Raw genomic sequence first — 23,648 nt, 5'->3', positions numbered from 1 at the left:
CGCTCAGCCTGCGGCCTGCGAGGTGACGCGCTGGATCGCCTGGACCACGACGTCGGGCTGGTCGACGTAGATGTAGTGCTCGCTCTTCTCGGCCGTGCTCAGCTTGCTGCCGCTGGACAGCGCGAGCCACTTACGCTGCCCTGCGGACCACGCCTTCTCCAGGAGCGGCCCGTACTGCGGGAGGGCCGCGAGGTACTGCTTACCGTGCTGGATCACCTCCACCGGGATGTCCCCGGCCGAGCTGACCTTGCCGTCCGGGACGACGAGCTTCTCCGGATTCTGTCCCTCGAACACCGCGAGGTTCTGCGCTCGCAACTCGGCCGCCGGGCCCTTGGCCGACTCCGGGATCGCCTTCTTGATGTCGCCGGCCATCGTGGGTGGCGTCGCGTCCAGCAGGACCAGCCCCTTGACCTTGTCCTGATGGTCGGGGGCGTACCTCGCGGCGATCAGCCCGCCCAGCGAATGCCCCACCAGAACCACCGGCTCGCCGCCCGCGACCTGGTCGAGCACCCCGGTCAGCGTCTTCCCTGCGGCGGCGAAGTCCTGCGGGCCCTCCGGCTGGTCGCTCGCGCCCGCGCCGAGCCGATCGTACGAACAGACCCGGCTCTTCTCGCTCACCGTCTTCTGGAAGGCGGCCAGCTTGTCCAGCCCATCCCCCGCCCCGGCCAGCAGGACGACGACCGGCTCGCCTTTCGCCGGGGTGCCCGAGCAGGACACGTTCACCGACCGGCCCTCGACCTCGATCTTCTTGACCCCGGAGATCACTTCGGCCGTGGGTGCCTGCGAAGGGGCGGCGAAGGGATCCCAGTTCTCCACCTCCTCGCTGGAACAGCCGGCGACTCCCGCACCGACCACAGCGCAGCACAGCGCGGTCACGAGGGATGCCTTCGTCTTGCGGAACATGATGTCCTCCAGTGAGATTCACACGGCGGTGCGGCGGGGGGCGCCGAAGCGCCGTGACCACACCGAGAACGCTATGGACGGGACGGCATCGGGGGCGTCACCGCACGGTGGACATTCGCCGGTAGCTCGCACGGGGGACACGCGCCCGCGACCTTCCGCGGCCACGGAACCTTCCGGCCGACCCCATCAGGACACCGGTCACGGCTTGGAGATCTTGCCGGTCTTCTGCCACCCGCTGTAGGTCGTGGCGAACTCGGACTCGTAGGTGCCGCTGCCGCTCACCGGGACTTTCCAGGTCAGGACGAAGCTCGTCGGACGGTTGTCCGCGTCGACGGTGAGCTTGTAACTGAGGTACGAGTTGTCGTTCTCCTCGCCCACGTTCCCGCCCCGCCAGGAGTCCAGCAGCATCCGCAACGGGCCACTCGTCCTGGTCGTGGGCAGGCCGCCGGAATAGGTCCGGTCGGTACGGCGCACGTCGGCGGAGTTCTGGACCAGCTGGTGGATGACGGACGGCCCGGCCGTACCGGCGACCATGAGCGCGTACCAGTCCGCGCTCCCGGCCTTCTGGTCCGTCAAGCTCTTGGCGGGAGCTCCTGGCCTGTCCACGTACAGGTCTCCGCCTGCGACGACGTAATCGGCGGCGGGTGTGTCGGAGGGGGTGATCCGCATCTCGAAGTCGTCCTCGGACGGCGAAACGCGGCTCAGCAGGCTGCCGCTCGCCTGCGCCGAGACGGCGCTCTCCGCGAAGGCGCCCTGGGAGGAGAAGGTGGCGGCGGGGGTGGCGTCGAGCGCCAGGTCGAGGGCGGCGGCCAGGTCCGCCGCGGTCTCCGGGACGCTCGCCACGGGGGACGCCAGTGGCGACGACCGGGCGTCGGTCGCTGTGGCAGCCGATGATTCAGGACGCTGCGCACCGGGCGAGTCCGGCCGCACGTTGAGCAGGATCACTCCCGCGCACCCGAGGGCCGCCACCACCGCGACAACAGGCGAGACCCGCCGTAATCGCTCCCTCCGCGACCGAACGCGCGCCGCCTGCCGGTCCCCGACAGCGATCCCCCCTTGCTGACGCGCGCCACCATCTCCTCCGCGGGCACCGCCACCCCCCTGACGTGCGGCACCGTCCCACTGGTGGGCGGCGGCATCGACTCCTTGGACGGTCCAGACGCGTTTCAGGCGGGCCGTGACGTCGGTCGCGGGATCCGACGTCGTGGGCCCCAGCTCGCCGTGGTGATCGCGCCACGCGTCGGCGACCACCGCGAGCACCTCGTCCATGGACGGCCGCGTCTCGGGCGTCTTCGCGAGGGCCTTGTCGACCGTCGGCCGGAGCCCCTCGGGCACCTTGGCGGTGTCGACCGTCGCGGTCAGGACCCGGTAGGCGAGCGCTTCAGGGCGGCTGGCTCCGTACGGTTGTTTCCCCGTCGCCGCGTACACGACGACGAGCGCCCAGCCGTAGACGTCGGCCGCCGGTCCGGCCGGTGCGCCGGTGTAGTCCTCGGGGCTGACCCATCCCGGAGAGCCGATCACGTGGCCGGTCGCCGTGAGGGAGGTGCCGTCGAGCGCGCGGGCGATGCCGAAGTCCACCAGGCGCGGGCCCTGCGGGGAGACCATCACGTTGGAGGGCTTGAGGTCCCGGTGCACCACGCCCACCGCATGGACGGCGACCAGCGCCTCCGCGAGCCCGGCGGCCAGCCCGTACAGCCCGTCGCCGCTGAGCGGCCCTTCGACGCGGACGTGCTCGCTCAGCGTGCGCCCGGCGATGTACTCCGTCGCCAGCCACGGCTGCCGGGCATCGGCGTCGGCCGCGAGCATCCGTACACAGCAGGAGCCTTGGACCCGGCGCAGCATCGCCACTTCGCGCCGGAACCGTACCCTGAACTCCTGGTTCGTGGCGTGCATGTCGTGGATCAGCTTGACCGCGGCCCGCCGGCCCGCGGCGTCGACGCCCGCGTAGACGATCCCCATCCCGCCGGCCCCGAGCCGTCCGACGATCCGGTACGGCCCCACCTCCGCCGGATCCCCCTGCCGCGGCGCGGAGACGTCCGGGATGTGGGCGGGCTCGACCCACCACGGCCAGGACGGTGGCGGCGCCGGCCAGTGCGGCTCGGGGCCGGCCCAGTCGGCGGGCGGCTCCCACCCCTCCGTGACGGTCCAGCCCGGGGGAGGGTTGAAGGTCCACTGGGGGTTGGGGCGAGGGGCGATACGCACGAGGTCGTCCCACTTCGACTCGTTGACACGATCGCGTGGCAGTATCCCAGAACGCTGGTCAGCGCGGGACGACTTGCCTATATCCCCCATATCAGCCGCAGGTGCTACGGCGGAGCCGACCGGCGATCAAACCCCCAGGCACCCGACGTCGCGGTCAGTGGTCCGCCTCCGTGCCCTACTTGGGCACGCCCTGGTAGTCCGCCTGGCCGGCGCTCTGCCCGCCGTCACCGGTGATCTCGGCACCGGTGACGAAGCGCGCGTCATCACCGGCGAGGAAGAGGATGATGTCGGCGATCTCCGCTGCCTGGCCCATCCGTCCGAGGGCGACGTGGTCGGTCTCGAACGTCACGTTGCTCGTCATGGGCGTATCGATCTGGCCTGGATGGACCGCGTTCAGCCTGATTCCGTGCTTGCCCAGTTCCAGCGCGACGGTCTTGGTGAGCCCGCGCACCGCCCACTTGGAAGCCACGTAACCGGACATCATCGGGAAGCCCTGGAGCGCTCCGACCGAGCCGACGTTCACGATCGCCCCGCCACCGGCCTTCTTCATCACCGGCGTGACCGCCTGGATGCCGTGGAACACCCCGAACAAGTTCACGTCCAGCACCCGCTGCAGGCGTGCGGCGCTCCACTCCTCGAACGGACCGGTGTCGGCGATGCCGGCGTTGTTCACCAGGATGTCGACCCCGCCGAACCTCTTCTCCGTCCGCTTGACGACGTCGGCCCAGGCCGCCGGATCGGCGACGTCGAGTGCCAGGAACACGACGTTTCCGCCGAGCTCCTCAGCCAAGGCGCGAGCCGCCTCGGCGTGCACATCGGCGATCACGACGTTGGCGCCCTCGGCGGCGAACCGCGCGACGGTGGCGGCTCCCATGCCCATGGCACCGCCGGTCACGATGGCCGTCTTGCCGGAAATCCGTCCCATTTCACAACCCCTTGCGTACGACGCTTCTCGTTGCCCTCGGGTCGAGCCTTAGTCGAGGGCACCCTCATGTTTCACAGTACAACAAGATGAGGGAACCCTCCACTTGGTAGACTGGCCGCATGGGACCGACCCGGGCGAACTCGCCACAGCCACTGCGACGCGACGCCCAACGCAATCGCGACGCCCTGCTCACCGCAGCCGCGGACGCCTTCGCGAGGAAAGGCCTCCAAGCACCGCTGGAGCACGTGGCCAAGGAAGCCGGCGTCGCCATCGGCACCCTCTACCGCCACTTCCCCACCCGGCTCGACCTCGTCCAGACCGTCTTCGAGAAGAAGTTCGAAGCCTGGCTCGCCGCCGCGGAGGAGGCGGTGGTGGCCGAGGACCCCTGGGAGGGGTTCTGCCGCTACCTCGAAGCGATGTGCGAACTGCAAGCCGACGACCAGGGCATGAACGACCTGGCCTCGATGCGGCTACCGCTGTCCGACTGCATCCAGGACCGGCTCACGCGCATCCGCGAGCTGGCCCGGCAGGCCATGCGACGCGCTCAGGACCAAGGCACGCTGCGGCCCGACCTGACGCCGGAGGACCTGGTCTTCGTCGTCTGGTCCCACAGCCGCATCACCGCGGCCACCTCGAACGTGGCACCCCGAACCTGGCGACGTCACCTCCACCTCATGCTCGACGCCTTCCGCGCCGAACGCGCCCACCCACTCCCCACACCCGCACTGACCGAAGACGAACTACGCCGCGCGATGACCGAACTCGGCTCCTCCACCCCCTGCGCCGAATAGCGCGCGATGCGACCAGAGCGTTCCACCTGCGCAGACCGGCCGCTTGCGCTCGGGTAAAATGGACTTATGAGTCCAATAGGAGGGTCTACTCGTGCGCTGACCCGCAAGGGAGCCGCGACGCGGCGGCGTATTCTCGAGGGCGCGGCCGCGCACATCCGCGAGCACGGCGTGGCCGCCACCACCCTCGACGACGTGCTGGCCAGTACGGCGACGAGCAAGAGCCAGTTGTTCCACTACTTTCCGGGCGGGCGGGAGGAGTTGCTGCTGGCCGTCGCCCGCCTCGAAGCCGATCGCGTGCTGGAGGACCAGCGACCTCAGCTCGGCGAGCTCACCTCCTGGCCCGCCTGGCAGCTGTGGCGCGACAAGGTCGTCGACCGCTATCGCCGGCAGGGCCGCCTGTGCCCGCTCAACTCCGTCATGTCGCAGCTGGGCCACACCACGCCCGGCGCCCAAGCCGTGGTCACCGAGCTGATGCGCGTCTGGCAGGCCGAGATCGCCACCGGCGTACGGCACATGCAGGGCATCGGCGAGATCGACTCCGGCCTCGACCCCGACCGTACGGCCGCCGCCCTGCTCGCCGGCATCCAGGGCGGCGTGCTGATCCAGTTGTCCACCGGGCAGACCACACATCTGGAGGCGGCGCTGGACCTGGGCATCGCCCACCTGCGCGGCGGCAGGCTCGCCTGAATTAGCCGGTCACAGCGTTTTGGACTTGACAGTCCATTTTTGGATGCGCAGGCTGAGGGGACCGCACATCCGAACGGAGTAACACCCTCATGTCTCTGAACCACTACTATCTGCTCGGACGTTCCGGGCTGCGCGTCAGCCGACTGGCGCTGGGCACCATGAACTTCGGCACCGGCGGTTTCCACGCCGCGTACGGCAAGACCGAAGAGGAAGCCCGTCCCATCTTCCGCCGCTACCTCGAAGCGGGCGGAAACTTCATCGACACCGCGGACTTCTACACCGACGGCGAGAGCGAGACCATCCTCGGCAACCTCATCGCGGAAGCCAACGTGCGCGACCGGGTCGTCCTCACCACCAAGTTCACCAACAGTGTCGACCCCGGAGATCCGAACGCCGGAGGCAACGGCCGTAAGCACATGATCAGAGCGGTCGAGGCATCGCTGCGCCGCCTGCGCACCGACTACATCGACCTGTTCATGCTGCACACCTGGGACCGGATCACCCCCGTCGAAGAGGTCATGCGGACCTTCGACGACCTCACCAAGGCCGGGAAGATCCGCTACGCCGGCCTGTCCGACGTGCCCAGCTGGTACGCGGCGCGGGCCCAGACCTACGCCGAGGCCCACTCCCTCGTGCCGGCGGTCAGCCTGCAACTGCCCTACTCCCTCATCGAGCGGGCGATCGAGCTGGAGCACGTCGCGATGGGGCAGAGCCTGGGACTCGGCATCACCGCATGGAGCCCGCTCGGCGGCGGTTTCCTCACCGGCAAGTACCGGCAGGCCGACCAAGGCCTGGTCGGGGAAGGCCGGCTCGGCGGCGGAGGCTCGTCCGGCCGCTCGTGGACGGACCGGCAGTGGCGGCTTCTGGCGACGCTGGAGAGCGTCGCCGACAGCCTCGGCGTGACGATGGCCCAGGTCGCGGTCAACTGGGTCGCCACCCAGCCCGGAGTCGCCTCCGCGATCGTCGGGGCCAGCAGCGTCGGCCAGCTCGACGCCAACTTGACCGCCCTCGACTTCGACCTGCCGGCCGACCTGCGCGCCCGGCTCGACGAGGCGAGCTCGACGCCGCCCCCGTCGGTCTACCAGATGTTCACGCCCGACTATCAGGCCTGGCTGATCAGCACTGGCACCAAGGTGGCGGACAAGCCGGCCGAATACGCCCCGCCCGTGCGCAACTGGGTCCCCGAAAGCTGACGGCCCCGGCCGGCGCGTGTCCGTACCAGCTGAGCACCACGTAATCGGCGGATTGAAACGGCGCGCGGGCACAGCGATGATCGGATCTGGGACGGCTCGCGAAGGAGACCCATGAAGCCCCAGCCGATGTCAGGCACACCACCGCAGGACGCGGAACCCCCGCAGCGCTCCCCCTGGCTGACGATCGCCGTCGTCTACCTGGGCGGCGTCGTCGCGGCGATGGGGCTCGGCAAGTTCGCCTCGGTCGGGCCCGAGGTGGCGGCCCAGATCGGGCTGTCGCTGTCGCAACTGGGCTGGGTGATCTCGGCGGTCGTCGGGGTCGGCGCGGCCGTCGGCCTGCCCGCCGGATACCTGGTGCACCGGTTCGGCGCCGAGCGGTCGCTGGTCACCGGCCTGATCCTGATCGCGGCGGCGAGCGCGGCGAGCATGGTCACCGGCGACTTCGCCTCGCTGCTGGCCGCCCGCGGCGTGGAGGGCATCGGATACCTCCTGGCCACCATCGCCTGCCCGGCGCTGATCCTGCGGCTGGCCACCGAGCGGGACCGCGGCACGGCCCTGTCGCTCTGGGCGACGTTCGTCCCGATGGGCATCGGCGTGAGCACGCTCGCCGGAGGCATGATCGGCTCCGCGCTGGGCTGGCGCGGCTGGATCGGCGTGATCGCCGCGTTGACGTTCGTGATGGCTCTGGTGGTGTGGGTGAGGTTGCCACGCGGAGCGGGGCGGCAGGCGCCGGCCCGCGCAATGCCCCGGGCCGGGGCGCTGGTGTGGCCGGTGACGCTGGCCGCGGCCTTCAGCCTGGCCGCGCTGGTGACCATTCCGGTGATCGTGCTGCTGCCCACGCTGCTCATCGAGCAGCACGGGCACTCGGCTTCCACCGCCGGTGCGGTCACCTCGGGGATCTCGCTGCTGAGCGTCCTGGGCGGGCTGGCCGTGGGGATCCTGCTGCGCCGGGGCACGCCGGTGGGCGTGCTCGCGCTGGCCGGGCTGGTCATCGTGCCCGCGGCCTGGCTCATGTTCGGCGCCTCGGGGTCGCCGGCGGCCGTGGAAGGTGGCGCGGCGGTCATCTGGATCACGAACGGGTTCCTGGGCGCCCTCGTCTTCGCCACCCTCCCGATGGTGCTGGAACGGCTCGACCACGCCGACGTCGGCAACGGCGTGATCGCCCAGGCGGGCAGCCTCGGCTCGTTGCTCGGCCCGCCGCTGTTCGGCCTGGTGGCCACCGGGTGGGGCTTCCCGGCGCTGGTGCCGGTCATCGCCGTCGGGACCGTGGTGGCCGTCGGCGCGTTATCGCTGGTCGGCCGGCGACTGTCAGGTCACCGGGCCACCGCCAGGCGGTAGTTCTCGTCGGTGGACAGGAGGTTGCGGTGGGTGTCCTCGGCGGTGATGACGCCGTCGTCCAGGACGAGGACCCGGTCGGCGGCGTCCAGGAGGGCCGGGCTGCTGGTGAGCACCACCGTGGTGCGGTCCCGGCGCAGCTCGGCGAGGTTGCGCGCGATGAGCTGCTCGGTGACCGCGTCGACGGCCGTCGTCGGGTCGTGCAGGACCAGGATGTCGGTGTCGGCGGCGAGGGCGCGGGCCAGCGACAGCCGCTGGCGCTGGCCGCCGGACAGGTTCGCGCCCCGGTCGCGGACGGCGTGGTCGAGCCCTTCGCGGTGCAGGGCGACGACGTCGGTCAGCATGGACGCCTCGACGGCCTCGGGGACCGTCCGGCCGGTCCCCGCCGGGTCGATGTTCGTGCGCAAGGTGCCGGCGAAGATCTCCGCGTCGTACGGGTTCACCAGCAGGTGCTCGCGAACCGCCTCGACGGCCAGGTCCGCCAGGTCCCGCCCGCTGACCCGCACCACACCGTCGTAGGCGTCGGGCGGCACATGGACCGCGAGGATCGAGGCGAGGTCGGCCGCGGCGCGCGGCTGATAGGCGGCGATGGCCACGAACTCGCCGGCGGACACGTGGAACTTCAGCTCGCGCAGCGTCCCGTAGCGGACGCCGTCCACCTCAAGGTCGCCGCCCCTGGACGGGCGCTCCGGGCCCGGGGTCATCACCGGCGGCGCGGCCAGCACCAGCGCCATCCGCTCGGCCGACGCGCGCGCGATCATCACGTACTTGGGCATCTCCGAGAACATCCTGAGCGGTTCCATGATGAACTGCGCCAGCCCCACGGCCATGACGAGCTCCCCGATGCCGATCTGGCCGTTGAACGCCTGCCAGCCCGCCGTCAGGGTCACGGCGGCGGCGAGGATCGCGTTGAGGGCCAGCGCGGTGCCGGCGTACGCGCCGTTCACCCTGGCGACGGTGATCGCCTGGGTTTTCGCCTCCGTGCTGACCTTCCGGTAGGACAGGAACGCCGCGTGATTGCCGCCGAAGCCGTGCAGCGGGCGCAGGCCACTGATCAGGTCGGCGACCTTGGCCCCGGCCCGTGCCACGCGGGCCTGCTGTTCGCCGGTGCCGGCGCCGATCCGCCGGGACATCACGCTCAGGACGGTCAGGATCGCCGTGGTGCCGACGATCACCAGCAGGCCGAGCTGGACACTGGCCATGCCCAGCGCGACCGCCGTGATCAGCACCGCGACGAGCGAGCTGATCAGCAGGGGCACCACCTCGACAATGTCGGCGGTCTGGTCGGCGTCCTCGGTGGCGATGGTCAGGACCTCGCCGGACTTGAGGTCGACGTTCCTCGCCACCGGCTGGAGGCCGCAGGCCGCGACCTGTACCCGCCAGCGGTGTGCCTCGGTCGTGTTGGCCTTCTGCAGCACGCGCATCCCGAACCGCCACGACAGCGACACGGTCGTGATGATCACGGCCAGCGCGGCGATCGACAGGCCGAGCGAGCCCAGGCTGCGGTTCGCCAGCGTGTGCTCGACGATCAGGCCGAGCGCGATGGGGAAGGCGGTCTCGCCCGCCTGGTACATGCCCATGAGGACGGTGCCGCCGGCCATGGGGCCCGCGTTGCGGCGCAGCGCGGTCCAGAGGATGTCGGACCCCGTGCGGGGCCGCTGCTCGTCAGGAGTAGTCATCGAGGTGCCGGGCTCGTCAGGAGTTGTCATCGAGGTGCCGGGCGATCGCTTCCGGGGTGCGCAGGGTGAACAGGTCGCGGACGGTGACCTTCGGACCGTACGCGCGGCGGAGCAGCCCGATCAGCCGCACCGCCAGCATGGAGTGTCCCCCGAGGGACATGAAGTCGCTCACCGCGCTCACCTCGTCATCGTCCAGGTCCAGGGCTTCGGCGAAGAACTCGCACACCACGGTCTCGGTCTCGGTCGCCGGGCCGCGCTCGCCCGCCGTGGTCAGCGCGCCCAGGGGCTTGGCCTCCGGCAGCGCCTCGGTGTCCGCCTTCCCGTTGACGGTCAGCGGGATGGCGTCGACCTGGGCGTAGTGCGTGGGCCGCAGGTAGTCCGGCAGCCCGGCGCCCACCTCCGCGGCCACCGCCGCCAGGTCCCCGGCGCCCGCCTCCTCGGCTACCGTGGCCAGGTCCCCGGCGCCCAGCACCAGGTAGGCGGCCAGCCGGTACGCTCCGTCGACCTGCGGGTCCGGCTGGGCGACCGCGGCGGCGAACCGTACCGCCGGGTGCGCCGCGAAGGCGGCCTCGACCTCGCCCAGCTCGACCCGATGCCCGCGGATCTTGACCTGCTGGTCGGTGCGGCCCAGGTACATCAGGTTGGCGTCGGGCCGCCGGATCACCAGGTCCCCGGTGCGGTACATGCGCTCGCCCGCCTCGCCGTACGGGTTCGCCACGAAGCGGTGCGCGGTCTGAGCGGGCTGCCCGAGGTAGCCGCGCGCGATGCCGATGCCCGACACGTACAGCTCGCCGGGCACCCCGTCCGGCACCGGCCGCAGCCACGGGTCCAGCACGTACACGTCGGTGTTGTCGATCGCCACGCCCACCACCGGGTCCGCGCACTCGAAGGTGCCGACGCCGAGGGTGTTGATGGTGTATTCGGTGGGTCCGTACAGGTTGTAGCCGACCGTCCCCTCCGTCTCGGTGAGTCGCCGCCACAGCGCCGGGGTGACCGCCTCACCGCCCAGCAGCACCAGCGCGGGCCGCCGCGCGGGATCGTCGAGCAGCCCTTCGGCGACCAGTTGCTGCGCGTACGTGGGGGTCACGTTGATGACGTCGATCCCGTGCTCCAGGCAGTAGTCGACCAGCCGGGGCGCGTCGCGGCGCAGCTCCTCGTCGCAGATGTGCACCTCGTGGCCGTCGGCGAGCCACAGCAGCTCCTCCCACGACATGTCGAACGCGAACGACACGGTGTGCGCGATCCGGAAGACCCGGTGGTCGTGCTCGGCCAGCACCGGCTCGAAGATCCGGCGCTGGTGGTTGATCAGCATGTTGGTGAGCCCGGCGTACTCGGTCACCACGCCCTTGGGCTTCCCGGTCGAGCCGGAGGTGTAGATCGTGTACGCGGGGTGGCGCAGGCGGTGCGGGTCGTCCGGCGCGAACGTCACGAACGGCTCGGCCGCCGGCAGCGGGCGGTCCAACTCGATCAGTTCGCCGGTCAGCCGGGGGGAGACGGCGCTCACGGTGAGGATCACGTCCGGGCGGGCGTCCGCGACGATCGCGGCGATCCGCTCGTCCGGGTGGTCCAGCTCCAGCGGCACGTACGCCGCGCCGGCGCGCAGCACGGCGAACAGCGCCACGATCGAGTCGAGCGAGCGCGGGATCGCCAGCCCCACGGTCGTCTCGGGGCCGATGCCGCGCTGGGCGAGCACCCCCGCGACCGCGCGACTACGCTCCCGGAGCTGGGCGAACGTCATGGTCCTGCCGTGCGCGACGAGCGCGACCCGCTGCGGACTGCGCTCGGCCGCCCGGTCGAACCGGTCCACCACGGTGTCCGTGCCGACGTCCGTACGCTCGCCCGGCTCGGGCTCCGGCCCCAGCCCGCGCAGCGCGCCCACCGGCCCGGACGATCGGGCCAGGTCGTCGAGCACGCGCAGGTAGTCGTCCAGGAGCCGGCGGGCGCCCGCCGGGTCGTCGTCGCGGTACTCCAGCTTGACCGTGAGCCGGTCGCCGGGCGTGACGACCCAGGTGAACGGGTAGTGCGTGGAGTCGTCGGCCCGCACCCCGGTGATGCCGTGCCGGGCGTTCATCGCGGCGAACGCGTCCATGTCCAGGAAGTTCTGCAGCACGAACAGGTTGTCGAACAGGGTGTCGTGCCCGCCGGCCCGCTGAATCTCGCCGAGCCCCAGGTGCTCGTGCTCCATCGCCGCGACTCGGGCCGCCTGCACGGCCGACAGATAATCCCGTACGGTGTCGTCCGGCCGTGCCCGCGTCCACATGGGCACGGTGTTGAGCAGCACGCCGACGATGTCGGACAGGCCCTCGCCCTCGCGGCCGGAGACGGTCACGCCGAACACCGCGTCGCCCCGGCCGGTGCGCGCGCCGAGCAGCAGGCCGAACGCGCCGGTCAGCACCGAGTTCAGGGTGACGCCGTGCGCCTTGGCCGCTTCCCGCAGCAGCTGCGAGCCTTCGGCGGAGAGCGTGTGCACGAGGGTGCGCGGGAGCTCGTCCGTGAGCGACGGCGACGGTCCGGCGAGCAGCGTCGGGCCCGGGAGTCCGGCCAGGTGCTCGGCCCAGAAGCGCTCGGAGACGGCGAGGTCTCTGGCGTCGAGCGCGCGGGCGTGGTCCTCGAAGCTCGGCGTGGCCGGGGCCGGATCCAGCGGCTCCCCCGCCACGACGGCCTCGTAGGCGTCGAACAGGTCCCGCAGCACGATCTCCCGTGACCAGCCGTCCCACAGCAGCAGGTGGTAGCTGAGCAGCAGGCCGTCGCGGTCGCCGGGCCGGCGCACCACGGTCAGCCGGATCAGCGGCGGCTCATCCAGGTCGAAGCCGGTGTCGCGGTCCCGGGCGCGCAACGCCTCGACCTCCGCGTCCGTCTCCAGGACGATCGTACGGACCTCGGCCCGCCGGCCCGCCGCGAGCATCTGGACCGGGTTGCCGTCGGCGTCGGTGGCGAATCCGGCGCCCACGACCGGGTGCCGCCCGATCACGTACGCCATCGCCTCGGCCAGGGCGTCGGTGTCCAGGCGGCGGTCGAAGGTGAAGTAGTTCTGGGCGACGTACCGGCCGGCCGAGCCTGCCAGCTGAGCCTGGAAGAACAGGCCCTTCTGCAGCGGGGTCACCGGCGCCGTCCGCTCGGCGGTCGCGGCGGCGTCCGCGATGCGCTCCAGGGCATGCCGCCAGTGCTCGGCCAGCTCGTAGGGGACGCCCTCGGCCAGGGTGAACGTCGCCCGCAGACGTCCGGCGTCGAGCCACGCGTTGACCTCGACGGCGTACGGGCTGCCCTGGTCGCCGCCGGTGATGTGCACCGCCTGCGCCTCGCTGCCCCGGCCGAGGTAGTTGAACAGCACCTGCGGCCGCGCCTTCAGGAGTGGGGCCGTCTGCGGGTTGAGGTACCTGAGCCGGCCGTAGGCGACGTGCCCGCGCTCGTCCGGCTGACGCGCCGCGACCTCCCGCGCCGCCGCGACGGGATCGGTGTGCGCGCTGAGCCGTACGGGGGCGATGGCGGTGAACCAGCCGACGGTACGGGTGTAGTCGTGCCGGCCGAGCACCGGGACCCGGCCGTGCCGCTCCAGCTCGATGGCGAGATCGGTGGGCGACGGCTGGATGCGCGTCAGCGCGGTCCGCAGCGCGCCGCACAGCAACTCGGTGAGACCGACGCCTAGCGCCGTCGGCGCGGTACGGGTCACGTGCGTGGTCACGTCAGCCGCGACCTCCACAGTGATCTCACGCACCACCGTTTCCCGTCCCGTGGAGTCGCGCAGCGCGGGTTCGCGCAGCGCGGAGTCGCGCCCTGTGGAGTCGCGCGGCGTGGAGTCGCTCCCCGTGGAGTCGCGCGGCGTCGTTCGGCGCGGCGTGGGCTCGGGTGGCTCTTCCATTGCGGGCAGCAGTGCGGGGGCGGCGAGGGTGGTGATCCAGTGCTCCAGGTCGTCGATCTCCTGGGCGGACTGGGTGACCAGCGCGTCGGCGTACTCGGCGTAAGAGGTGGTCGGCGGCGCCAGGGGCGCGCCGCGCATGGCGGCGGCCAGGTCGTCCAGCAGGACCAGCCAGGACACCGAGTCGACGGCGAGGTGGTGCGCGGTGACCACCAGGGTCCGGCTCGCCGCCAGCCAGGAGAACGCGATCATCTCCCCGGCCTCGGGGTCGAGCCGCCCGGCGGCTTCGTTCGCGGCGGTGGTCGCGTCGGGCGCGTCCGTGGGGATGACGGTGATCTGGCGGGCGGGCTCGGTGCGCAGCGCCCACACCCCGTGCTCGACGCGCAGCCGCAACCGCAGGACGGGGTGCGCGGCCACGACGGCGTTCGCGGCGCGCTCGACGTCGGCGAACCCGACGCCCTCGGCCGCCACCAGCGTCCTGGCCTGGGCGAACCGGGCGAGGGAGCCGCCCAGTTCGCGCTGGCGCAGGATGATCGGCGTCGGCGTCAGCGGGCCGTCCTCGCGCCCGGCGGGCGTGGTCGCCGGGGCCTGCGGCACGCGCGTCCCCAGGTGCTCGGCGAGTGCGCGCGGCGTCCTGAGCAGGAACACCTCCCGTGGCGCGATCGGCAGGCCGAGCGCCCTGGCCCGGTTGACCACGGTGATGGCAACGATGCTGTCGCCCCCGGCCCTGAAGAAGTCGGTATCGCCGTCCGCCTCGGAACCGGGCAACACCTCGGCGAAGATGCCGACCAGCGCGGCGAGCACGGCATCACCCGCGACCACCGGGGTGCTGTCTGCGAGCGTGGCATCCCTGGTCGCCGGGGTGGAAGCACCCGTGGCGACGTCTTGGGCGGCGAGCGTGGCGGCCACCGGGGTGTCGTCCCGTGCGGCGCGCTCGGTCAGGGCCTGGCGGTCGAGCTTGCCGTTGACCGTCAGCGGCAGGGCGTCGACCGGCAGCACCCGGCCCGGCACCATGTACGCGGGCAGCTTCGCCGACAGCAGAGCGGCGAAGTCGCCTGGCACCCGGCCCACGACGTGCGCGACCAGGTGATCGCCGCTGCCGACCCCAGCGTCAGCCACGGTGACGGCCGCGTCCACCACGCCGTCGAGGTCCCTGATCGCGGTCTCCACCTCGCCGAGCTCGATCCGGAATCCCTTGAGCTGCACCTGGTCGTCGGCGCGCCCGGCGAACTCCAGCTCGCCGTCCAGCGTCAGGCGGGCCAGGTCGCCCGTGTGGTACATGCGGGACCCGTCGCCCGCGAACGGGTTCGCCACGAACCGGCTCGCGGTGAGCCCCGCCCTGCCCAGGTAGCCGAGCGCCACCTGGGCACCGGCGACGTAGATGGCGCCCACCCGGCCCGGCGGCACCGGCCGGAGCCGGTCGTCGAGCAGGTAGGTGGCCAGGCCGGGGATCGGGCCGCCGATCGGGCTGACGTCGGCGGCGAAGTCGTCGTCGGTCAGCACCCGGTGGGTGACGTGGACGGTGGTCTCGGTGATGCCGTACATGTTGACCAGCTCGGGCGAGCCGGTGCCGTGCCGCTCGACCCAGCCGCGCAGCCGCCCGAGATCCAGCGCCTCGCCGCCGAAGATGATCCGGCGGAGCGCGGTGACGGGCTCGCCGGCCTGCAGGTCGGCCTCGATGAACTGGTAGAACGCCGACGGTGTCTGGTTGAGCACGGTGACCCCGCGCTCGCGGACCAGCCGGTGGAAGTCGACCGGGGAGCGGGTCAGCCCGTACTCCGGCACCAGCAGCTCACCGCCGTGCGCCAGCGCCCCCCACAGCTCCCACACGGCGAAGTCGAAGGAGTAGGAGTGGAACTGGACCCACACGTCGTGCGGTCCGAAGCCCATGTCGGGCTGGGTGTTGGCGAGCAGCGTCACCACGCTGGAGTGCGGCACGACGACCCCCTTGGGCCTGCCGGTCGAGCCGGACGTGTAGATCACGTACGCCGGATCATGCCAGCTGACTTCGGCCCCAGCACCGTCCACCTGCGCCTGCACCCCCGCGACCCCAGCAACGTCCACCGGCGCCTCCCCCGCGGCCCCATCCCCCTGCACGAGCACCCGCGCGGTCACGCCCGCCCTGGCCGACAGCTCGGTGAAGCGGTCCCGCTGTTCCGGGTCCACGAGCACGACCTGCGGGGCGGCGTCGGCGAGGATGTACGCCAGCCGTTCGTCCGGGTACGCCAGATCCAGCGGCACGTACGCGCCGCCGGCGGAGACGATCGCGACCAGGGCGACGACCTGCTCAAGGGAGCGCGGGACGGCGACGGCGACCCGCTTGCCCGGCCTGACCCCGGCCGCGCGCAGCGCCGCGGCCAGCTCGTCCTTCGCCGCCGCCAGCTCGCCGTACGTCAGCGACCGGGTGCCGCCGTCGAGACCGCATCGGGTGACGGCGGTGGCGGCCGGGTCCCGCCGCGCGGCGGCGTCGAACAGCCCGCCGAGGGTCGTCGGCGTGATCGGCGCGGGCCGCCGCCCGGCGTCGGGCGCCAGGTCGCCGACCAGCGCGTCCGGCCGGCCGAGCAGACCGGTCAGAATCCGGTCGAACGTACGCAGGATCGCCCGCGCACTTCCCTCCCGCAGCAGCTCACTGTCGTAGATCAGGTTGAACCGGGGGCGACCGTCGGACGCCCGCTCCACCACCAGCGTCAACGGGTAGTGCGGGGCCCCCTCGTTCACGATGCCGGTGATGACGAGCTCGTCGCCGGGCCGCCGCAGACCGTCCACCTCGGTCGCCACGTCGAACACCACGAGCGTGTCGAACAGCGGACCGCTGCCCACCTGACGGCCGATCCGGGTGAGCGAGACGTGCTGATGCGGCAGCACCGCGCTCTGGTGCTCCCGCACCGAGGCGAGCAGCTCGCCCGCCGTCGTGGTCGCGGCCCATCGAGCCCGTACGGGGATCGTGTTGATGAGCAGCCCCACCATGTCCTCGATGCCGGGCACGTCCGCGTCCCGCCCGGACACCGTGGACCCGAACACCACGTCGTCGCGGTGCAGGAGCCCGCCCAGCGTCACCGCCCACGCGCTGTGCACCGCGACGCTCAGCGGCACGCCCACCGCCCGGACGGCCGCGTCGAGGTCGGCACCCGGCCGCACGGCGGTGTCGGCGAACCGGTCGGACGGGGTGTGCCCCTCGGCGACCAGCGAGGGGCCGGGCAGCCCGGCGAGCTGTTCCCGCCAGACCCGATCGCTCTCGGCGTCGTCGAGTCCGGCGAGCCGGCGCACATGGTCGGGGAAGCCGCCGCGCGGGTACGCGGTCCCGGGCGCGTGATACTCGGTCAGCAGCGCGCGCAGCATCGGCGGCACCGACCAGCCGTCGGCGACGATGTGGTGCACGGTCTGCACCAGGACGTGCCGGCCGTCCGCGCGGATGAGCGTGTATCTCATCAGCGGGCCGGTGGCCAGGTCGAACCCGGCACGCCGGTCCCGCTCGGCGTGCTCGCGGATCTCGTCCTCGGTGCCGCCGGGCAGGTCCAGCGTGCTGAACGGCGCTGCCACCCCGCTCTCCAGCACCGAGACCACGCGGCCGTCGGCGAGGGCGACGAACCGCGCGGCCAGGTTCGGGTAGAGCGTGAGCAGCCGGGTGGCCGCCGCCGCGAGCCGGTCGGCGTCCACCTCGCCGTCCAGCGTCAGCAGTTGCTGCTCGACGTAGCTGCCCGCCGAGTCGTCGTCGAAGACCGAGTGGAAGTACAGGCCCTCCTGCAGCGGGGTCAGCGGCAGGATGTCCACCAGCGCCGGGCCGTCCAGGGCGTCGACGTCGGCCTGGGTGAGGGACACCGCGCCGAAGTCGCTGGGCGAGTGGCCGCCCTGGTCGAGCGCGGCCAGCCCCATAAGGGCCTCCCGGAAGTACGCGCCGATCGTCGCGATGTCCTCGTCGGTGAACATCCCGGCCGGCCACGAGATGCTGGTGACCAGCTCGTACGCGCCGGTCGCGCCGGGTTCGGCGATGGCGTTGAACTCCAGGGCGCGCGGCAGCCGCATCCGCGCGTCGCGCTTCTCGCCCAGCTGTCCCGTCGTGCCCGCGAGCTGCCAGTCCTCGGCCGCGCCCGCGTCGTAGCGGCCCAGGTAGTTGAAGAGGACCTGCGGCGCGGACGCGTCGAACTCGACGCCGGCCAGGTAGCGCAGCGCGCCGTAGGAGACACCGTTGCCCGGCACCCGGGCGAGGTCTTCCTTGACCGCCTTGAGCGCGGCGGACAGGTGGTCGGGGGCGGTGGGATCGGCCGCCGCGCCGGGGTCCACGGTCACCGGGAACAGGGTGGTGAACCAGCCCACGGTCCGCGACAGCTCCGGCTCGAAGCCGGCGGCGCCCGCCACGAACCGGCCTTCGCGGCCGTGCCCCTCAAGCTCGATGTGCGCGTACGTCTGATCCTGCCCGAGGTCGCGGCGCCATCGGGCGAGGGTGACGGCGAGCGCGGTCAGCAGCACGTCATTGACGCCCGCGTGGAACCGGGCGGGAACCTCGCCCAGCAGCGCGGCCGTGACCTCGGGGCTCACGGAGACGGTCCGCACCCGCTCGTCCGCGACGGTGTCGGTTTCGGACAGCGGGCGTCTGCCCACCGGCCGGTCCGGTCCCGGCAGGGGGCGCTGGAAGTAGGCGCGGTCCGCGTCGAACGCCGCGCGTTCCAGCAGCTGCGTCCAGCGCCGGAACGACGTGCCCACCGGGGGCAGCGCGATCGGCGTGCCCGAGGTGAGCTGCCGCCACGCGGTGGCCAGGTCCTCCATCAGGACCCGCCAGGACACGCCGTCGATCACCACGTGATGGGCGACCAGGACGAGCTGCCGCGCCTGGCGTCGCCAGACGGCACGCAGCTGCACGCCGCCGTCCGGGTCCAGCCCGTCGGTGGCGAGCGCGACGCACTCGTCGAGCGGCCCGTCGCTCTCCTGCCATCCCACGACGGCCTGGCCCGCCGCCGCAGCCTGGCCCGCAGCCTGGCCCGCCGCCTGGTTCGCCGCCGCATTCTGATCCGCCATCGGGATCTCGAAGCTCCAGTGGTCGCCGCGCACCAGCTTGGCGCGGAGCATGTCATGCCGGCTGACCAGGGCGGCGAGGATCTCGTCGAGGGCGTCGGCGGTCAGGTCCGCCGGGGTGTTCAGCACCACCGACTGCACGAAGCCGTCGATCGCGTCGGTGGTCTCGCCGAGCCACCGCACGATGGGCGACCCGATGACGGAGCCGGTGGCGACGTCCCCGTGGTCCACGGTGGAGACGTCGTCCCGGCTCGCCACCGCGGCCAGCGCGCCCACGGTGCTGTCGGTGAAGATCTGCCGCGTCGTGACGTACAGGCCCGCGTCGCGCAGCGCGCCGAGCAGTGAGATCGCCAGGATGCTGTCACCGCCGAGCGCGAAGAAGTCCTGGTCGACGCCGACCTCGTCCAGCCGTAACACCGAGGCGACCGCCGCGCACACCAGGCGCTCGTTCTCGGTGGCAGGCGGGACGAACGTCTTGGCGTGGATCACCGGCTCGGGCAGGGCGCGCCGGTCCAGCTTGCCGTTCGCGGTGAGGGGGAACTCCTTCATCACGACGAGGTGCGCGGGCACCATGTACTCGACCAGGTGCCGGGTGGCCCACGCCTTGACCTCGTCGGCCCGCAGGTCCTCGCTCCCGGCCGCCGGGATCACGTACCCCACCAGGTAGGTGCCGCCCGCGGCGTTCTTCTTGGCGACGACGCAGGTGTGCCGTACCCGGGGGTGCTCCGCGAGGCCGATCTCGACGTCCTCGATCTCCAGCCGCATGCCGCGAATCTTGATCTGGTTGTCGGCCCGGCCGAGGAAGTCCAGCGACCCGTCCGGGGCGAACCGGGCGAGGTCACCGGTCCGGTACAGCCGGGACCCGTCGTCGGCGAAGGGGTTCGCGACGAACTGGGACGCCGTCAGGCCGGGCGCGTTGACGTACCCACGGCCCAGCAGGAACCCGCCCGCGTACAGCTCGCCGCCGACGCCGACCGGGACCGGGCGCAGATGCTCGTCCAGCACGTACAACTGGGTGTTGGGGTTGGCCTTGCCGATCGACGTGGACAGGCGCTCGGCCGCCCCCCGGTAGATGACGTGCGAGACGCCGATCGTCGTCTCGGCCGGGCCGTAGCCGTGGTACATGGGGATGTCGAGCCGGGTGCGGAACCGCTCGTACAGCTCCGGGGTGAGCACCTCGCCGCCGCACCACACGTGCCGCAGGCTGTCCAGCCGCCCGGAGTCGCCGGCGATCTCCAGCAGCACGTCCAGCATGGACGACACCAGGTAGGTGAAGGTGACGCGCTGCTCGGCGATCACGCTCAGCAGGTGGTGCGGGTCGCGTTCGCCGCCGGGCCGCAGCACCACCAGCCGGCCGCCGGTCACCAGCGGCAGGAAGATCTCGTTGATGGAGATGTCGAACGACAGCGGCGCCTTGAACAGCGACGCGTCGTCGTGGCCGAAGCCCAGGATCTCGTGCGCCTGCCACAGCAGGCGCTCGCTGATCGCCTCGTGCCGGATCATCGCGCCCTTGGGCCGCCCGGTCGAACCGGACGTGAAGATCACGTACGCCAGCGCGGGGCCGAGGATGGCGACCCCGGTCGGCCCGGTGGAGTAAGCGCCGAACCGCCAGTCGCCGAGGTCGACGGCCACGGCCTCCGGCTCGCCCGTGGCACGCTCGCCGGAGTCGTTGAGCTGCACCACGACGCGGGCGTCGTCGATGACGACCGCCCGGCGCGCGGCGGGCCAGCGCGGGTCGAGCGGCACGAACGCGCCCCCCGCCTGGAGCACGCCCAGCAGGCCGATCACCATCTCGGCGGAGCGGTCGAGCGAGATGCCGACGACCTGCTCCGCGGTGAGGCCGCGCTCGATCAGATGGTGGGCCAGCTGGTTGGACAGCTCCGCCGCTTCCCGGTAGGTCAGCGACCGATGCTCGTCGATGATGGCGACGGCGTCCGGCCTGGCCCGCGCCTGCTCGTGGAACATCTCCACGATGGCCGGGCGGACCCGGTCGACGTCGGTGTCGTTCCACCGGGCCAGGTCCGCGAGCCGCGCCGCCATGCTGGACGGGCCGATGGCGCCGATGGGCTGGTCGTCCAGTGCGAGCTGCGCGTCACTCGGTTCCATCATGAAGGCTCAGCCGTCCCTTCCAAGAGATAAGTCGGTCTTCTAACTGCCTTCTCGCCAGGCACGCCACAGCCGCGCGTACCGGCCGCCCAGAGCCACCAGCTCCTGGTGCGTGCCCTGCTCCACCACGCGTCCCGCGTCCAGCACGGCGATCCGGTCCGCCGTCATCGCCTGGGTCAGCCGGTGCGCCACGAACAGCGTGGTCCGGCCCTGGCACGCGGCCGCCACGGCGCGATCGAGCTCGGCGGCGCCCTGGCTGCCCGCCTCCGCGGTCGACTCGTCCAGCACCACCACCGGCGCCCGGCCCAGCACCAGCCGGGCCAGCGCGATCTGCGCGACCTTGGTGCCGTCCAGGCGCTCACCGCCCTCGCCGACCACGGTCGCCGGCCCGTCGGGCAGCGCCGTGACCCACGCGTCGGCGCCGACCGTACGCAGCGCGTCCATCAGCTCGGCGTCGGTCGCCGCCGGCGCGGCCAGCCGCAGGTCGTCGGCGAGCGGACCGGAGAAGACGTGCGTCTCCTGCGTCAGGATGCTCACCAGCGCCCGCGCCTCGGCCTCGTCCAGACCGGCCAGATCGGTCGATCCGATGCGCACCGACCCGGCCTGCGGGGTCCCGATGCCCGCGATCAGCGCCGCCAGCGTCGTCTTGCCCGCGCCCGTCGCCCCCACCAGCGCGAGCGACCCGCCCGCCGGGATCATGAGGTCCACGTCCAGCAGCACCGGCCGCTCGGACTCGGGATAGCTGAACGTCAGCCCCGCCACCGTCACCGGATAGGCCCCGGCGTCCGCCGGCGCGACGGCCACATCCCCCACCAGCCGTTCGTCGGGAGCCTCGCTCAGCACCCCGACCAGCCGGGTGATGCTGGCGCCCGACTTCTGCGCCTCGTCGAAGGTGAACATGATGGCGCCCAGCGGGGTGAACAGCCGGTGGAACAGCAGCGGGGCCACCGACGCCTCGCCCAGGGTGACCAGGCCGGCCTCCAGCAGGACGTACCCCACCACGATGATCACGACCAGGCCGATGAACTCGGCGCGGTTCTCCCTGCCGACGAACCGGCCGAAGAACCGGAACACCTCGACGCCCAGATCGCGCACCCGCCACGACTCGGTGCTGACCTTCTCTCGAAAGGCGCCCTCAAGGCGGTAGGCCCGGACGGTGTCGATGCCGTTCAGGCCGCTGATCAACGCCTGCGCGCGATCGGCCTGGGCCTCCCGCTGCCGCTGGTAGAGCGGCGCGGAGCGCGGGAGATACCAGCGCAGGGCCAGCGCGTACGCGGGCAGCGCGGCGGCGCCCGCCAGGCCGAGCCGCCAGTCCAGCCCGAACATGCCGGCCGTGGCGATGACGACCAGCACCCCGGCGGAGAACACCGTGGGGATGGCGGTCCTGATGCCCTTGGACACCACGGCCACGTCGTCACCGACCCGGGACAGCACGTCCCCCCGGCCGACCTGCTCGATCCGCGCGCTCGGCAGGCCCAGCACCGCCCGCACGGCCCCCTCCCGCAGCCGCGCGAGCAGGTCCGCGCCCAGCCGCCCGATCAGGTACGTCGACGCCGCGGCGGCGGCCGCGCCGAGCAGCGCGGCGGCCACCAGCAGCACCCCGATCGTGACCAGGATCGACCGCGGTCCGCCCTCGACCACCCCGTCGACCACCTGGCCGAGCAGGATCACCGGCAGCACCTGGAGCGCCGCCCCCGCCACCGTGGTCAGCACGGTGGCGAGGGTCAGCCCTGGGACCTCGCGGCAGTGCGCGACCACCCAGCGGGTGGCCTCACGTCCGGTCGCCGTGCGCAGGATGGTCGAGGCGACGCGGGTGTCCGCGGTGCTCACACCCGGACCACGGCGGGCCGGGAATGGGAGGCGTTCACCGGCGGCCTAACCCGCCGACTTGACGAGCTCGTCGATCGCGTACGGCAGCGACAGCAGGGTGCCCTGCGACATGGCCGCGCCGATCGCCGGGCCCTCACTGTCCAGCAGGTAGGACACCTTGCCGTCCTTGACCGCCCGCAGATTGGCGAACAGCTTGAACTTCTTCAGCGCGTCCTGGTCCGCCTGGTCGGCGATGACGAAGATGCGATCGACGTCGACCAGGTCCATGCGCTCGGGGGACAGCACGGTGTAGAAACTGCCGTCCGCGATGTCGTCGATCGCCGTCACGCCCTTGAAGCCGATGCCCGTCACCATGCGTCCGCGCACGTCGGTGGTGGTGAACGGGGCGACCGAGTTCTTGTACCAGGACACCGCGACGGCGCTCTGCTCCGCGAACTCCGGATGCGCCGCCTTGGCCGCGTCCAGCTTGTCCTGGATGCCCTTCACCATCGCCGCGCCCTCGTCGGCCTTGCCGAGCGCCTTGGCGATATGCGCGGCGTTGTCCTGCCACGGCGCGCTGAACGGCTCCTTCTCGGTCTTGGTACGGCCCACCGTCGGGGCGATCTGGGAGAGCTTGTCGTAGGCGGCCTGGTCGATCTCGGAGTAGACCGCGATGATCAGGTCCGGCCGCAGGGCGGCGATCTTCTCGTAGTTGGGACCGGGGTCCCCGTTGTTCATGATGACCTCGGGGCGGGTGTCGCCCCACTTGTCCTTCACCCAGGGCCACTGGGTGTTGATGTCCGGGGTCTTGCCCGCCGGGTTCGGGTATTGGTCGACCATGCCGACGGGCTTGATGCCGAAGGCCAGGATGGCCTGGTCGTCGGTGTAGCCGACGGAGACGACCCGCTCGGGGGCCTTGGTGATCTCCGTGGAGCCGAACGCGTGCTCCACGGTGACCGGGAACGGGCCACCCGTGGTCGCAGCGGTAGTGGCCGCGGTGGTGGCGCCCGGTGTCTCCGGCGCACTGGTCCCGCAGCCCGCGATGAGGCCGAGGCTGAGGGTCGCGACGGAGGCTGCCGCCCCTAACCGCCGCAAGGTCTTCGTCACTGTCGTTCGGTGGAGAAACATCCGGAATCCCTTGCTTTCGCGCTA

At 72.1% G+C, this 23,648-nt stretch carries 11 protein-coding genes; 4 read left to right on the top strand and 7 right to left on the bottom strand.

Features of this window, described 5'->3' with window-relative positions; genetic code table 11:
* Positions 1-3: 3 nt before the first annotated feature.
* The 3 genes from IEY87_RS31845 to IEY87_RS31835 all read right to left on the bottom strand — a co-directional run bounded on the left by IEY87_RS31845 (position 4) and on the right by IEY87_RS31835 (position 4,030).
* On the bottom strand, positions 4-903 hold the full coding sequence (locus IEY87_RS31845) for an alpha/beta fold hydrolase (RefSeq protein WP_189142541.1): 900 nt from the start codon (positions 901-903) through the stop codon (positions 4-6).
* 198 nt (positions 904-1,101) lie between these two features.
* Positions 1,102-3,105: a serine/threonine protein kinase gene (locus tag IEY87_RS31840; protein ID WP_189142540.1), complete on the bottom strand. Its 2,004-nt coding sequence runs from the start codon at positions 3,103-3,105 to the stop codon at positions 1,102-1,104.
* Between the two features lie 175 nt (positions 3,106-3,280).
* Positions 3,281-4,030, bottom strand: coding sequence for an SDR family NAD(P)-dependent oxidoreductase (locus tag IEY87_RS31835; RefSeq protein ID WP_189142539.1), 750 nt, complete (start codon positions 4,028-4,030; stop codon positions 3,281-3,283).
* A 119-nt stretch (positions 4,031-4,149) separates the two neighbouring features.
* Here IEY87_RS31835 and IEY87_RS31830 point away from each other — a divergent pair, with 119 nt between their 5' ends.
* From IEY87_RS31830 to IEY87_RS31815, 4 genes are all read left to right on the top strand, one after another.
* Positions 4,150-4,821: a TetR/AcrR family transcriptional regulator gene (locus IEY87_RS31830; protein WP_189142538.1), complete on the top strand. Its 672-nt coding sequence runs from the start codon at positions 4,150-4,152 to the stop codon at positions 4,819-4,821.
* Positions 4,822-4,887: 66 nt separating this feature from the next.
* Positions 4,888-5,508, top strand: a complete 621-nt coding sequence (locus IEY87_RS31825) for a TetR/AcrR family transcriptional regulator (protein ID WP_189142537.1) — start codon at positions 4,888-4,890, stop codon at positions 5,506-5,508.
* 89 nt (positions 5,509-5,597) lie between these two features.
* Complete coding sequence (locus IEY87_RS31820) at positions 5,598-6,701, top strand: aldo/keto reductase (RefSeq protein WP_189142536.1); 1,104 nt, start codon at positions 5,598-5,600, stop codon at positions 6,699-6,701.
* 111 nt (positions 6,702-6,812) lie between these two features.
* Entirely contained in the window at positions 6,813-8,039 is a 1,227-nt protein-coding gene (locus IEY87_RS31815) for an MFS transporter (RefSeq protein ID WP_189142535.1), read from the top strand.
* Here IEY87_RS31815 and IEY87_RS31810 read toward each other — a convergent pair.
* The 4 genes from IEY87_RS31810 to IEY87_RS31795 are packed head-to-tail and all read right to left on the bottom strand — an operon-like array spanning position 8,015 to position 23,603.
* Positions 8,015-9,715: an ABC transporter ATP-binding protein gene (locus IEY87_RS31810; protein ID WP_189142534.1), complete on the bottom strand. Its 1,701-nt coding sequence runs from the start codon at positions 9,713-9,715 to the stop codon at positions 8,015-8,017. The genes IEY87_RS31815 and IEY87_RS31810 overlap by 25 nt on opposite strands.
* 16 nt (positions 9,716-9,731) lie before the next feature.
* A complete protein-coding gene (locus IEY87_RS31805) occupies positions 9,732-20,690 on the bottom strand; it encodes a non-ribosomal peptide synthetase (protein ID WP_225277868.1) in 10,959 nt (3,652 codons plus the stop codon).
* Positions 20,691-20,729: 39 nt separating this feature from the next.
* A complete protein-coding gene (locus tag IEY87_RS31800) occupies positions 20,730-22,517 on the bottom strand; it encodes an ABC transporter ATP-binding protein (RefSeq protein WP_189142533.1) in 1,788 nt (595 codons plus the stop codon).
* A 45-nt stretch (positions 22,518-22,562) separates the two neighbouring features.
* Positions 22,563-23,603, bottom strand: coding sequence for an iron-siderophore ABC transporter substrate-binding protein (locus IEY87_RS31795; protein ID WP_225277869.1), 1,041 nt, complete (start codon positions 23,601-23,603; stop codon positions 22,563-22,565).
* Positions 23,604-23,648 lie beyond the last annotated feature (45 nt).

This window comes from Nonomuraea glycinis (assembly GCF_014646515.1).
Classification (GTDB): domain Bacteria; phylum Actinomycetota; class Actinomycetes; order Streptosporangiales; family Streptosporangiaceae; genus Nonomuraea; species Nonomuraea glycinis.
Note: the sequence above shows the minus strand (reverse complement) of the source record. Positions and strands in the feature narration are given on the sequence as shown.

Coding starts and splice junctions, on each gene's coding strand:
- IEY87_RS31845 (WP_189142541.1), bottom strand. CDS start 903: ATGTTCCGCAAGACGAAGGCATCCCTCGTGACCGCGCTGTGCTGCGCT.
- IEY87_RS31835 (WP_189142539.1), bottom strand. CDS start 4,030: ATGGGACGGATTTCCGGCAAGACGGCCATCGTGACCGGCGGTGCCATG.
- IEY87_RS31830 (WP_189142538.1), top strand. CDS start 4,150: ATGGGACCGACCCGGGCGAACTCGCCACAGCCACTGCGACGCGACGCC.
- IEY87_RS31825 (WP_189142537.1), top strand. CDS start 4,888: ATGAGTCCAATAGGAGGGTCTACTCGTGCGCTGACCCGCAAGGGAGCC.
- IEY87_RS31820 (WP_189142536.1), top strand. CDS start 5,598: ATGTCTCTGAACCACTACTATCTGCTCGGACGTTCCGGGCTGCGCGTC.
- IEY87_RS31815 (WP_189142535.1), top strand. CDS start 6,813: ATGAAGCCCCAGCCGATGTCAGGCACACCACCGCAGGACGCGGAACCC.
- IEY87_RS31810 (WP_189142534.1), bottom strand. CDS start 9,715: ATGACTACTCCTGACGAGCAGCGGCCCCGCACGGGGTCCGACATCCTC.
- IEY87_RS31805 (WP_225277868.1), bottom strand. CDS start 20,690: ATGATGGAACCGAGTGACGCGCAGCTCGCACTGGACGACCAGCCCATC.